This is a genomic window from Saccharothrix sp. (assembly GCF_031180885.1).
In the GTDB taxonomy this organism is placed as follows: domain Bacteria; phylum Actinomycetota; class Actinomycetes; order Mycobacteriales; family Pseudonocardiaceae; genus Actinosynnema.
The window spans coordinates 26,748-39,395 of the sequence record NZ_JAPSLK010000039.1 but is presented as its reverse complement, the minus strand read 5'-3'; the positions used below and the strand labels follow the sequence as shown (position 1 = coordinate 39,395).

Below are 12,648 nucleotides of genomic sequence, written 5' to 3'. Positions count from 1 at the left end.
GCCTCTCACGATCGGGTGGCCACCAGGCGGCGACGCACGAACCAGCCGAGCAGCCCGCCCACCAGCAGCACGCCACCGCCGAACGCGACCAGCGCGCCCGTGTTCAGCTCGGTGGTGTACGCGGCCTTCGCCGTCACGCCCGCGCCCTCGGAGCCGGCGTGGATGGTGATCGGCACGACCGGCTTGTTCGGCTTGTTCGCCAACGCGAGCGCAAGCGTTTGCCCCGGCTCGACGTTCCCGCACGCCTTGGGTGGCGCGTTCGGGTCGAAGTACTCCTCGTAGCCCTTGGCCGCGGCCACCTCGACCACGCAGATCTCCTGCGGCGTGCGCAGGTCGGGCACGGTCGCGGTGCCGTCGTCGCCGGTCTGGAGGACCAGCGGCTTGCCGTCCGGGCCGGTGAGCTTGCCGTCGTCCTGCTTGAGCGCCGGGGTCGTGCCGTCGGCCGCGGTGATCCGCAGGGCCACACCCGCGATGCCCTTGCCGGTCTCGGTGTCGGTCTTGGCCACCTTCACCACACCGGGCGCGGTCTTGGCCGTGGTCGACGCGTGGGCGGTCAGCTTCTTCTCGCCACCCGTGGTGACGATGCGCTGCATGTTCTCCCGGCCGGCCGGGACGTGCACCTTCGGCTTGTCCGCCGGGCTGTCCAGCTTGACCACCACGGTCGGGTTCGGGCCGGTCGGCACGACGTTGACGTTGAGCGGGCCGCCGTCCAGCGAGGTCTTCAGCTCGCCGGTGGTCTGCCCGCTCTCCAGCGTGGCGTCGGTCAGCTCGACCGTCACCGGCACGCCGCCGACCAGGCTGCCGTCGGACTTGGCGACGTCGACCTTCCACGCGTCCGGCGACCCGATCACCTGCTCCTCGGTGGGGGCGGTGACCTTGGCCGTCCACGGGCCGCGGTTGGTCTCGGCGTCCTTGCGCATCCGGTCCACGGCGTCGCGGGCGCTCGGCGGCAGGTGGTCGTAGTGGAACTGCTCGTTGTACGCGATCGTGCGGTAGTCGCTCTCCGGGCTCAGCGACAGGCCGCCGTGCTCGAACGACGTCCACGAGTGCAGCAGGTGGGCCAGCGCCGCCGACTCGTCCGCGGAGTTGGTGGTCGAGTAGCGCAGCAGCAGGTAGGAGATGTTGGCGGCGATGTCGGGAGCGAGCGGCACGCCCGCCTTCGTCCGCAGCTCGTCACCCTCCTGGTACTCCACGCTGCTGTCCGGCGCGAGGTAGGAGTAGGAGACGCACCACACCTGCTTGCCCTGCCAGATGTAGGAGCCCAGCCAGTCGGTGGTGCCCGGCTTGCCCCGGTACCCCTGCGCCGGTGTGTTGTGGCCGATGCCCTCCTGCACCTGCGCGTTCGACGTGGCGGGCACCGCCAGCAGTGCCACACCGGCCGCGAGCACCGCGCCGGCGAGTCGTCTCCAACCCATGTCTGAACCTGACCCCTCCGGGCGCGTCGTCCGGGCGAACAGTGGCGTGGGTGAGCCTTACGGGTCGTTGGTTGGACGGACAAGCCTCCAGCGGGGTGGGATGGCGACTACGCTCCGCAGCGTGGGCTGTGGATTTGAGATCGACAGCCCGGGTAAAGTCGCTTTTACCGACGGGAACCGATCGACTCGTGTGGTCGTTGAACCCCGTGACGGCGTCGAAACGCCACAGGAGGACGAGGTGCGTACCACCAGCAACCCCGCGTTCCGCAACCTGCCGACCGGCGGCGGTTACGGGAGCTACGCAGGCTTCGGCCAGCAACAGCCCTACGGCACCGAGCCGTACGGCTACCAGGCGCCGCCGACCACCGGCGAGCGCCCCATCACCATCGACGACGTGGTCACCAAGACCGCGATCACCCTGGGCACGACCCTGGTCGTCGGCCTGGTCGCCGCGTGGCTCGTGCTCTCCCGCCAGATCGCGCCCATGGCGCTGGTCATCCCGGGCCTGCTCGTGGGCCTCGTGGTGTCCCTGGTGATCATCTTCAAGCGCACCCCGAGCGCACCGCTGGTGATGACCTACGCGGTCGCGGAGGGTGTGTTCCTCGGCGCCATCACCGGCGTGTTCGAGGCGTTCTTCCCCGGCATCGCCTGGCAGGCCATCCTCGGCACGTTCGGCGTGTTCGGCGCGATGCTCGTGGTCTACAAGACCGGCGCGATCCGCGTCACCCCGCGCCTGACCAAGTGGATCATCGGCGCCACGGTCGGCGTGGTCGTGCTCATGCTCGGCAACCTGCTCCTCAGCCTGTTCGGCGTGAACTCGGGCCTGCGCGACGGCGGCACCCTGGCGATCATCTTCAGCCTCGTGGTGATCGGCATCGCGGCGTTCAACTTCCTCCTCGACTTCGAGGCGGCGAACGAGATGATCCGCTCCGGCGTTCCGGCCAAGTGGGCCTGGTGGGCGGCGTTCGGCCTGATGACCACGCTGGTCTGGCTGTACCTGGAAATCCTCCGCCTGCTGTCCTACTTGCAGCGCGACTAGCAACCAGCTCCAAACGAAGGGCGCCCGGCTCCGGCCGGGCGCCCTTCGCCTTTCCGCCACCAACGCACCACGCTCGGCTTTCCCGCCCAGGGCATGAATCGCGTTTGGCCGCGCAGCGGCTGCTTTTCGCGCCGCAGGCGCTCCCCTATGGGCTATCAGCCACAGGAAGGGCCTCGGTTCGTCCCCCGTACGGCCTGGGCGCAGCCCAACCGCGCTTCGGTCCTTTCCGCAACCACGCTTTACCGGTTGCGGAAAGGACCGAAGTGTGGTTGCCTCCGGCAGGTCGTACGGGGGACGAACCGACGCCCTTCCTCCCCCGGGGGCCTGCCGCGCGGCGAGCGCCGCTTTTGATCTTGAGAGCGCGCAGCGCGTTCGGTTGAGGGCGCGTCAGCGCGGTTCAAGAGCGCGCAGCGCGTTCGTCCTGAGAGCGCGCCAGCGCGTTCAAGAGCGCGAAGCGCGTTCGAGCTTGCGAGCGTGGAGCGCGTTGCGTGACCGCGCGCGAAGCGTGGATTTGAGCAGGTGAGCGCCGGTTCAAAGATTAAAAGCGCCTCGCCGGCGGGCGAGCCGCCAAGGATGGACACAACTACAAGAGCGGGGGCTTCTTGCTTGTGTCATCCCCGCATGACCCGGCAAAGCCGACCACAGATTTCCCGGGTGCCGCTGAAAACTTTTGCTCGTTCCTCGCAAAACTTTTCAGCGGCACCCGGGAAATCTGTGGTAGCCCTTCGGGCGGGCCATACGGGGATGACACAAGCAAGAAGCCCGGGTTGGGGTGTGTGCCCCGGCGGCACTGCCCGACGGCGCTGCGCGCCGAAAAGCAGGCGCTGCGCGCCCAAAGCAGGCGCTGCGCGCCGAAGAGCAAGGCGCTGCGCGCCGAAGAATTCGGGCGGATGTCAGTCGATCCAGGTCGAGGTTCTGCGGTCCTCCGTGGGCATCTCCGAGCCGACCTTGATCAGGCAGGACACGCACAGAGCACCCTCCGGCTCCCGGACCAGCTTGTCCGGGGGCACCGAGTGGGTGCAGGCGGCCTCGAAGTAGGCATCCGATGCCTGGTGCGGCGAGAAGGCGTGGCACAGCGAGTCGTACCCGCTGTGCCACCACACGTACGTCATGGCCCCGACCTCCCTACTACTCCGTAGGACGAGTCGGGGCCGTAAGTGTGACGCGCGTCAGCTCAAACGCTCGATGACCATCGCCATGCCCTGCCCGCCGCCCACGCACATCGTCTCCAGGCCGAACTGCTTGTCGTGGAACTGGAGCGAGTTGATCAGGGTCGTGGTGATCCGGGCGCCGGTCATGCCGAACGGGTGACCGACGGCGATCGCACCGCCGTTGACGTTGAGCTTCTCCAGGTCGATGCCCAGGTCCTGGTACGACGGGATGACCTGCGCCGCGAACGCCTCGTTGATCTCGACCAGGTCGATGTCGTTGATCGACATCCCGGCCAGGGCCAGGGCGCGCTTGGACGCCTCGACCGGGCCCAGGCCCATGATCTCGGGGGACAGGCCCGACACGCCCGTCGACACGATCCGCGCCAGCGGGGTGATGCCCAGTTCCTTCGCCTTGGTGTCGCTCATGATCACCAGGGCCGCCGCGCCGTCGTTCAAGGGGCAGCAGTTGCCCGCCGTCACGCGGCCGTCGGGGCGGAAGACCGGCTTCAGGCCCGAAACACCCTCGTAGGTGACACCCGGACGGGGGCCGTCGTCCGTGGACACGACCGTGCCGTCCGGAAGGGTGATCGGGGTGATCTCGCGGGCCCAGAAGCCGTTGGCGATGGCCTTCTCCGCCAGGTTCTGCGACCGGACGCCGAAGTGGTCCATCTCCTCGCGGGAGATGCCCTTGGCCAGGGCCAGGTTCTCCGCCGTCTGGCCCATCGCGATGTAGATGTCGGGAAGCTCGCCGCGCGTGCGCGGGTCGACCCACTCCGACGCGCCGCTCTCCGCGACCGACTTGGTCCGGGCCTCGGCGTCGGCGAACACCGGGTTGTGGGTGCCCGGCCAGCTGTCCGAGGAGCCGCGCGCGAAGCTCGACACGGTCTCCACGCCGGCGCTGATGAACACGTCACCCTCGCCCGCCTTGATGGCGTGCAGCGCCATGCGGGTGGTCTGCACGCTCGACGCGCAGTACCGGGTCACGGTGGTGCCGGGCAGCTGGTCGAAGCCCGCCAGCACGGACACGACCCGGCCCATGTTGAAGCCCTGCTCGCCGCCGGGGAGGCCGCAGCCGAGCATCAGGTCGTCGATGTCGTTCGGGTCGAGCTGCGGCACCTTGGCCAGCGCCGCCTTGAGGACCTGCACGGTCAGGTCGTCCGCCCGGACGTCCTTGAGCGAACCCTTGCCCGCACGCCCGATGGGCGACCGGGCTGCGGAGACGATCACGGCCTCAGGCATTACGGAACTCCTTTGTTTCGCCGCAGAGGGTGCCCAACACCCTAGTTAACGCCTGTTCAGCCGGGCTACCACTCGTGACGCAGGACGCCGACCAGTGGGGCCAGCAGGATCGATGCAGCCGCCTCGTACCCGGCCGCGCTCGGGTGGAACTGGTCCCGGCTGAAGAAGTCGCCCCGCCGCGCCACGAACTCGCGCGCCAGCAGGTCGCCCAGCGCCACCGGCACCCCGCCCGCGGCCAGCACCTCGCGCCGCTGCGCCCGCGCCAACCGCAGGCTCCACTCCCGCGCCAGCGACCGCAGCGGCTGCGCGATCGGCTGGATCGAGCCCAGGTCCGGGCACGTCCCGACGACCACGCCCACCCCGGCCTCGCGCAACCGCCGCACCTGGACGCCCAGGAGGGCGGCGGACACCGCGACCGGCATCCGGGTCGTCACGTCGTTCGCCCCGATGACCACCAGGCACAGCTCCGGCGGGTCGGCCACCACCCGGTCCACCTGCGCCGGCAGGTCGCGCGTGGTCGACCCGCTGATCGCGTAGGTCTCCAGCCGCACCGGCCGGTCCAGTTCCTCCGCCAGCCCGGTCGCCAGCAACGCCCCGGGCAGCTCGGCCGGGTCGTCCACGCCCAACCCGGCCGCCATCGAGTCACCCACTACGGCGAACCGCACCGGCTTCGCGTCGCCGGTCCCGTACACGCCGTCGGCGCGCGGCGGCGGCGCGTCCGGCACGCCGATGACCACCCGCGCCCGCCGCGACTGCCGCGTGAACAGGCCGTACGCGAGTCCTGTCACGCCACCCACCGCACCCAGCACCACCGCCAGGAACCGCCACCACCGCACGGGCACCACCCCCTTGACCAATCGTCCACAAAGCCGCGCGGATTACCCGCCAAACCGCCGCGGCTCGCGGGTCACCCGGCAGCGGTTACGCTTCGCAAGTCATCTCGCGTTGTGGGAAGGGACTAGCGGTGGAGTACGTCGAGAGCGTCGTGGACCTGGTCGGCAACACGCCGCTCGTGAAGCTGAACAAGGTCGCCGAGGGGCTCAAGCCGCTCGTCCTGGCCAAGGTCGAGTACCTGAACCCCGGCGGCAGCGTGAAGGACCGGATCGCCCTGCGCATGGTGGAGGCCGCCGAACGCTCCGGCGCGCTGAAGCCGGGCGGCACGATCGTCGAGCCCACGTCGGGCAACACCGGCGTCGGCCTCGCCCTGGTGGCCCAGCGGAAGGGCTACAAGTGCGTCTTCGTCTGCCCGGACAAGGTCAGCGTGGACAAGCGCAACGTGCTCAAGGCCTACGGCGCCGAGGTCGTGGTGTGCCCGACCGCGGTCGCGCCGGAGCACCCGGACTCCTACTACAACGTGTCCGACCGCCTGGTCCGCGAGATCCCCGGCGCGTGGAAGCCCAACCAGTACGCCAACCCGGAGAACCCGGCGAGCCACTACCACGGCACCGGCCCCGAGCTGTGGCGCCAGACCGAAGGCAGGATCACCCACTTCGTCGCGGGCGTCGGCACCGGCGGCACCATCTCCGGCACCGGCCGCTACCTCAAGGAGATCTCCGAGGGCCGGGTCAAGGTCGTCGGCGCGGACCCGGAGGGCTCGGTCTACTCCGGCGGCACCGGCCGCCCGTACCTGGTCGAGGGCGTCGGCGAGGACTTCTGGCCGGACGCCTACGACCGCACCGTGTGCGACGAGATCGTGGCCGTCTCCGACAAGGACTCCTTCGAGCTGACCCGCCGCCTGGCCCGCGAGGAGGGCCTGCTGGTCGGCGGCTCGTGCGGCATGGCCGTCGCGGCGGCGCTGCGCGTCGCGGAGAGCCTGACCGAGGACGACGTGGTCGTCGTGCTGCTGCCCGACGGCGGTCGCGGCTACCTGTCCAGCGTGTTCAACGACAAGTGGATGGCGCAGTACGGTTTCATGTCGCCGGACACGTCCGGCGCGACCGTCGGCGACGTGCTGCGGCGCAAGGACGGCACCATGCCCGACCTGGTCCACGGCCACCCCAACGAGACGGTCGCCGAGGCCGTGGCGATCATGCGCGAGTACGGCGTGTCCCAGATGCCCGTGGTCAACGCCGAGCCGCCGGTCATGGCCGCCGAGGTGGCGGGCGCGGTCAACGAGCGCGACCTGCTCGACGCCCTGTTCACCGGGAAGGCCCAGCTCACCGACCGCCTCGACGCGCACATGTCGGTGAAGCTGCCCACCATCGGGTCCGGCGAGTCGATCAGCGCGGCCATGCAGGCGCTGTCGGCGGCCGACGGCGCCCTGGTGCTCGACGACGGCAAGCCCGTCGGCGTGGTGACCCGGCAGGACATCCTGGGCTTCCTCGCCGGACGCTGATGACGACACGTTCACCGGTTGCCGGTGGCCGACGCGGGTGCATCCGCTAGCGTTGGCCACCGACTTATACGCCTACGGCCCATGCCAAGGGGGTTGGAAACTCCGATGAACGCTCCTCAGCCGCCAGGGAACCAGCAATTCGGCGGTCAAAACCAGCAGGAGCAGGGGCAGGGTGCCCAGCCCCCGAACGCCGACGCGACCCAGGTCGTGCCGAGCGGCGGATCGTCCCCTGCGTTCCCACCCCCGGAGGCCACCCAGGTGGTGCCCTCGTCCGGCCCGCAGCAGGCGGTGAACCCGGACGCCACGCAGGTCGTGCCGCCGAGCGCGACCCAGCAGCCGCCGTCGGCGTCGGGTGGTTTCCCGGCGCAGCAGCCGCCGTCCTCCGGCGGGTTCCCGGCCCAGCAGCCCAACCCGTACGGCCAGCCCCAGCCGCAGCCGGGCCAGTACGGCCAGCCCCCGCAGCCGCCGGCCTACGGCCAGCCGCAGTCCAACCCGTACGGCCAGCCGCAGCAGCCGAACCCCTACGGCCAGCCGCAGCCGCAGCCCAACCCCTACGGCCAGCCGCAGGCGAACCCGTACGGCCAGCCGCAGCAGGCCAACCCGTACGGCCAGCCCCAGCAGCAGGCGTGGGGCGCGCAGCCCGGCTACGGCCAGGCCGCCGCGTACGGCGCCCCGCCCACCGGCTACGCCGAGTGGGGCTCCCGCGCCGTCGGCGCCCTGATCGACTACGGCGCTCCCGGCGTGGTGGTCGGCATCCTGGTCGGCATCGGCTCCGCCACCGGCGACCCGACGCTGGCGTTCCTGCTGGCCGGCGTGGGTTACCTGGCGATGCTCGGCTTCATGATCTACAACTCCTGGTACCTGGCGGGCACCACCGGCCAGTCGCTGGGCAAGAAGGTCGCGAAGATCAAGCTGCTCAAGGAAGAGACGATGCAGCCGATCGGCTTCGGCAACGCGTTCGTCCGCCACCTGTGCCACTTCGTCGACGCCCTTCCGTGCTACGCGGGCTTCTTCGCGCCGCTGTGGGAGGTCAAGAAGCAGACGTGGGCCGACAAGATCCTCGGCACCATCGTCGTGAACGCGCCGGACACCGGGATGCCCGGCGGCGGGTACCCCGGCCGGCAGCAGTACGGCCAGCCCCAGAACCCGTACGGCCAGCCGCAGGCCAACCCCTACGGTCAGCCGCAGCAGAACCCGTACGGCCAGCAGCCGCCGCAGCAGTGGTGAGTTGGCACCCCTTCGGACACCGCCCGTTGGCTCATTAGGCCAGCGGGCGGCGTTGTTTCACCCGGTCGTACTCTTGTGCTCATGACGGACTTCGCCCCCTACGGTTTCGCGACCAGGGCAATCCACGCGGGCCAGGAACCGGATCCGACGACCGGCTCGGTCATCGTCCCGATCCACGCCACCTCCACCTACGCCCAGGACGGCGTCGGCGGCCTGCGCGGCGGCTTCGAGTACTCGCGGACCGGCAACCCCACCCGCGCGGCGCTCGAGGAGTGCATGGCGGCGCTCGAAGGCGGTCGGCACGGCCGCGCGTTCGCGTCCGGCATGGCCGCCACCGACACGGCGCTGCGCGCGATGTGCCGGCCGGGCGACCACGTCGTCATCCCGAACGACGCCTACGGCGGCACGTTCCGCCTGATCGACAAGGTCCTCAGCCAGTGGGGCGTCGAGCACACCCCGGTCCCGCTGTCCGACGTGGACGCGGTGCGCGCGGCGGTGCGGCCGAACACCAAGGTCATCTGGGTCGAGACGCCCACCAACCCGCTGCTCAACATCGCCGACATCGCCCTGCTCGCGCAGGTCGCGCACTCGGCGGGCGCGCGCCTGGTGGTGGACAACACCTTCGCCTCGCCCTACCTGCAGAGCCCGCTCGCGCTGGGCGCGGACGTGGTGCTGCACTCGACCACCAAGTACGTGGGCGGCCACTCCGACGTCGTCGGCGGCATCCTCGTGACCTCGGACGACGAGCTGGACAGCGCGTTCGGCTTCCTCCAGAACAGCGCGGGCGCGGTCCCCGGCCCGTTCGACGCGTGGCTGACCCTGCGCGGCATCAAGACCCTCGAAGTGCGCATGGAGAAGCACTCGGACAACGCCGAACTGGTCGTCCAGGCCCTCCTGCGCCACCCGCGGGTGACCTCGGTGCTCTACCCGGGCCTGCCCGAGCACCCCGGCCACGAGGTCGCGGCGAAGCAGATGAAGCGCTTCGGCGGCATGATCTCGTTCACCGTCGAGGGCGGCGAGGCGGCGGCGCTGGAGGTCTGCTCCCGCACCAAGCTGTTCACCCTGGCCGAGTCGCTGGGCGGCGTCGAGTCGCTGATCGAGCACCCCGGCAAGATGACCCACGCCAGCACGGCGGGCTCGATGCTGGAGGTCCCCGCCGACCTGGTCCGCGTCTCGGTGGGCATCGAGTCCGGCGACGACCTGGTCGCCGACCTCGTCGCCGCTCTCGACCAGGCCTGATCAGGTCCCGTAACGGGCGGCGGCGCGTTCCTTCGCCTTGGCGGCTTCGACTTCGCGATCGCGCGGCGGGGCCTTGGTGACCAGGGACTCCAGCAGGACCCTGGTCGCCTCGGCCACCGCCTCGACCGCGATGTCGAACGCCTCCCGGTTCGCCGCCGAGGGGTGGGTCGACCCGCTGACCTTGCGCACGTACTGGACGGCGGCGGCGCGGATCTCGTCCTCGGTGGCGGGCGGCTCGAAGTTGTGCAGCACCCGGATGTTCCGACACATGCGTCCACTATCGCCGAAATCCGCTTGGCCTCGCATGGTTGTCTGAGCACGTGCCCGAGCCCAACCGCCCGTTCCGCTGGGACCCGGTGCGCCCGGACCACCTGGGGACGCTCCCGGCCGACCCGCCCGACCTCTGGTACGTCGACGACCTGGTCGAATGCGCCGGTCAGGTGCTCGCGCGGTGCGCCGACAGCGACCTGTACCTCGTCGGCCGGTCCGCGGACAGCGTGTTCGACCTGCTCAGCGGGGCGTTGGAGCACACGACCTGGCGCGACCGCCTGCACCAGGTGCCGCTGTCGGTGTTCGGCTCCTACCGGGTTTCCGGCGACGACCTGCCCCACTGCGCGCCAAGGCCGGACGGCAGCGTCGAGCGCAACTGGTGGCCGTGCTGTGCGAGGAACCGACGATCCGCGAGCCGTGGCTGCGGTCGCTGGTGAACGAGATCAGGGCTTGACGTCGTACCGGGCGTTTTCCACCTTCGGCACTGCGGGCAGGTCGTGCCCGTTGATGCAGCCACCCTCGAACTTGACGACACCGTCGTGCTCCACGAACCGGCCCGTCTCGGCGCAGCCCGCGTGCGCCACGGTGAAGAACGCCGCACCGGTCAGCGCCGCGGCCGTGGCCACCGCACCGACGAGCGGCAGCACCGCGGTGACGCGTCCCGCGAGTGCCATGCCACCTCCCCAGGTGAAATCCGTGCAAACCCCCGCACCGAGGGTACCGGTCCGGACGTGCCCGGAGGGTGCCTCTCAGGGTTCCCACAGGAAAGGGCCGGCCCGCGGGTGGCGGACCGGCCCTTGTGCACGCGTTCGTCAGAGGTTGCCCCGACGCTCCTGCTCGCGCTCGATGGCCTCGAACAGGGCCTTGAAGTTGCCCTTGCCGAAGCCGAGCGAGCCGTGGCGCTCGATGAGCTCGTAGAAGACGGTCGGCCGGTCGCCGATCGGCTTCGTGAAGATCTGCAACAGGTAGCCGTCCTCGTCCCGGTCGACGAGGATGCGGTGCTCCTTGAGCACCTCGATCGGCACGCGCACCTCGCCGATGCGGGCCCGGAGTTCCGGGTCGTCGTAGTACGAGTCCGGGGTCTCCAGGAACTCGACGCCGGCCGCGCGCATCGCGGTCAGCGTGGCGACGATGTCGTTGGTGGCGAGCGCGATGTGCTGCACGCCCGCGCCCGAGTAGAACTCCAGGTACTCGTCGATCTGCGACTTGCGCTTGGCGATCGCGGGCTCGTTCAGCGGGAACTTCACCCGGTGGTTGCCGTTGGACACCACCTTGCTCATGAGCGCCGAGTAGTCGGTGGCGATGTCGTCGCCGATGAACTCCGCCATGTTCACGAAGCCCATGACGCGGTTGTACCACTCGACCCAGTAGTCCATCTTGCCGAGTTCGACGTTGCCCACGCAGTGGTCCACCGCCTGGAACAGCCGCTTCGGCGCGCCCTCGGGTCGGACGACGGTGCTCTCCCTGGCCACGTAACCCGGCAGGTACGGGCCGGTGTAGCGGGACCGGTCGATCAGCGTGTGGCGGGTCTCCCCGTAGGCCGCGATGGCGGCCATGCGCACCACGCCGTGCTCGTCCTCGACGTCGTGGGGCTCGACGAGGACGGTGGCGCCCTGGGTGCGGGCGTGTGCGATGCACTTGTCGACGTCGGCGACCTCCAGCGCGAGGTCCACGACACCGTCACCGTGCCTGCGGTGGTGGTCGAGCAGCGCGCTGTCCGGCTGCACCCCACCGTTGACCACGAACCGCGCCGAACCGGACTTGAGCACGAAGGACTTGTGGTCCCGCTGCCCCGTCTCGGGCCCGGCGTACGCGACGAGCCGCATCCCGAAGGCGACCTGGTAGAACCACGCGGTCTGGGTCGCGTTGCCGACCACGAAGACCACGGCGTCCATGGAGCGCACGGGGAACGGATCGCGCGTCCCGTCGTAGTCGACCAGGCCCACGAGTTGGCGGAGCTGGTCGTAGCTCACGTCGTCAAGCTGCTGCGTCATGCCTCACAGCATGTGCGGCGTTGGGCAGGGTGAGCAACAGTGTCGTCTTTCGCTGGGCAGGTTGTACAGTGATCTATGGTTTCCGACGGGCAAGCTGAACACTCTGACCAGGTCCTGGACGCGCTGGACGCCCGGCTGTTGCTCCTGCTCACCGACGAGCCGCGACTGGGGGTGCTGGAGTGCTCGCGGCGGCTGGGCGTGGCGCGCGGCACCGTCCAGGCGCGGTTGGACCGGTTGGTGGCGCGGGGCGTGCTGACGGGGTTCCCGCCGGCGCTGGACCTGGCGGCGATGGGGTACGGGCTGACGGCGTTCGCGGTGGTGGAGATCGCGCAGGGGCAGCGGCGGGAGGTGTCCCGGGGGTTGGCGGCGATCAACGAGGTGTGCGAGGTGCACGCGACGACCGGGCAGGGGGACTTGTTCGTGCGGATGGTGGCGCGGTCGAACGCGGATTTGCAGCGGGTGATCGACGAGATCGTGGACGTGCCGGGGGTGCGGCGGCTGTCGACGTCGATCGCGCTGTCGACGCCGGTGCCGCCGCGGGTGCGGCCGTTGCTGGAGCAGGTGCTTTAGGGGGTGTTGCGTTGAGCGTGTCGGGTTGCGCTGGGTATCCCCACCCACCACCCCGGCCAAGCCACCCAGCAAAGCCACCAAGAGCACCCGCCTGCGGCGGGGCCGCCTCCGGCGGCCGGCACGGCCCGGCTGCGCCGGGGCCGTGCGGCCCGAGCGCGCAGCGCCCGGG

At 70.4% G+C, this 12,648-nt stretch carries 13 protein-coding genes; 6 read left to right on the top strand and 7 right to left on the bottom strand.

From position 1 onward, the window contains the following. Nucleotides 1-5 precede the first annotated feature (5 nt). Nucleotides 6-1,415, bottom strand: coding sequence for a SpaA isopeptide-forming pilin-related protein (locus RIN75_RS31370; protein WP_309115664.1), 1,410 nt, complete (start codon nt 1,413-1,415; stop codon nt 6-8). A 238-nt stretch (nt 1,416-1,653) separates the two neighbouring features. Here RIN75_RS31370 and RIN75_RS31365 point away from each other — a divergent pair, with 238 nt between their 5' ends. Then, nucleotides 1,654-2,454, top strand: coding sequence for a Bax inhibitor-1/YccA family protein (locus tag RIN75_RS31365; RefSeq protein ID WP_309115663.1), 801 nt, complete (start codon nt 1,654-1,656; stop codon nt 2,452-2,454). Between the two features lie 893 nt (nt 2,455-3,347). Here the strand turns inward: RIN75_RS31365 and RIN75_RS31360 are convergent. The 3 genes from RIN75_RS31360 to RIN75_RS31350 form a co-directional block, all read right to left on the bottom strand. Then, on the bottom strand, nt 3,348-3,566 hold the full coding sequence (locus tag RIN75_RS31360) for a hypothetical protein (RefSeq protein ID WP_309115662.1): 219 nt from the start codon (nt 3,564-3,566) through the stop codon (nt 3,348-3,350). A gap of 57 nt (nt 3,567-3,623) precedes the next feature. Next, entirely contained in the window at nt 3,624-4,844 is a 1,221-nt protein-coding gene (locus RIN75_RS31355; protein ID WP_309115661.1) for an acetyl-CoA C-acetyltransferase, read from the bottom strand. A 65-nt stretch (nt 4,845-4,909) separates the two neighbouring features. Further along, on the bottom strand, nt 4,910-5,680 hold the full coding sequence (locus RIN75_RS31350; RefSeq protein ID WP_309115660.1) for an SGNH/GDSL hydrolase family protein: 771 nt from the start codon (nt 5,678-5,680) through the stop codon (nt 4,910-4,912). Nucleotides 5,681-5,808: 128 nt separating this feature from the next. On the opposite strand from RIN75_RS31350, the gene RIN75_RS31345 reads away from it, so the two are divergent. The 3 genes from RIN75_RS31345 (at nt 5,809) to RIN75_RS31335 (ending at nt 9,645) form a co-directional block, all read left to right on the top strand. Beyond that, nucleotides 5,809-7,179: a cystathionine beta-synthase gene (locus RIN75_RS31345; RefSeq protein ID WP_309115659.1), complete on the top strand. Its 1,371-nt coding sequence runs from the start codon at nt 5,809-5,811 to the stop codon at nt 7,177-7,179. Between the two features lie 105 nt (nt 7,180-7,284). Continuing rightward, a complete protein-coding gene (locus RIN75_RS31340) occupies nt 7,285-8,406 on the top strand; it encodes an RDD family protein (protein WP_309115658.1) in 1,122 nt (373 codons plus the stop codon). A gap of 81 nt (nt 8,407-8,487) precedes the next feature. After that, nucleotides 8,488-9,645: a cystathionine gamma-synthase gene (locus RIN75_RS31335; protein ID WP_309115657.1), complete on the top strand. Its 1,158-nt coding sequence runs from the start codon at nt 8,488-8,490 to the stop codon at nt 9,643-9,645. Here RIN75_RS31335 and RIN75_RS31330 read toward each other — a convergent pair whose 3' ends face one another. Continuing rightward, complete coding sequence (locus RIN75_RS31330) at nt 9,646-9,915, bottom strand: DUF2277 domain-containing protein (protein WP_309115656.1); 270 nt, start codon at nt 9,913-9,915, stop codon at nt 9,646-9,648. Between the two features lie 38 nt (nt 9,916-9,953). Between RIN75_RS31330 and RIN75_RS31325 the strand changes: the two genes are divergently transcribed. Then, nucleotides 9,954-10,352, top strand: coding sequence for a hypothetical protein (locus tag RIN75_RS31325; protein WP_309115655.1), 399 nt, complete (start codon nt 9,954-9,956; stop codon nt 10,350-10,352). A gap of 6 nt (nt 10,353-10,358) precedes the next feature. Here the strand turns inward: RIN75_RS31325 and RIN75_RS31320 are convergent, their stop codons facing one another. Both RIN75_RS31320 and hppD read right to left on the bottom strand, forming a co-directional pair. Further along, nucleotides 10,359-10,589: a hypothetical protein gene (locus tag RIN75_RS31320; RefSeq protein WP_309115654.1), complete on the bottom strand. Its 231-nt coding sequence runs from the start codon at nt 10,587-10,589 to the stop codon at nt 10,359-10,361. Nucleotides 10,590-10,727: 138 nt separating this feature from the next. Beyond that, a complete protein-coding gene (hppD, locus tag RIN75_RS31315) occupies nt 10,728-11,909 on the bottom strand; it encodes a 4-hydroxyphenylpyruvate dioxygenase (protein ID WP_309115653.1) in 1,182 nt (393 codons plus the stop codon). A gap of 75 nt (nt 11,910-11,984) precedes the next feature. Between hppD and RIN75_RS31310 the strand changes: the two genes are divergently transcribed. After that, nucleotides 11,985-12,479 (top strand): Lrp/AsnC family transcriptional regulator, encoded by a 495-nt coding sequence (locus tag RIN75_RS31310; protein WP_309115652.1) that lies wholly within the window; start codon nt 11,985-11,987, stop codon nt 12,477-12,479. Nucleotides 12,480-12,648: the final 169 nt, after the last annotated feature.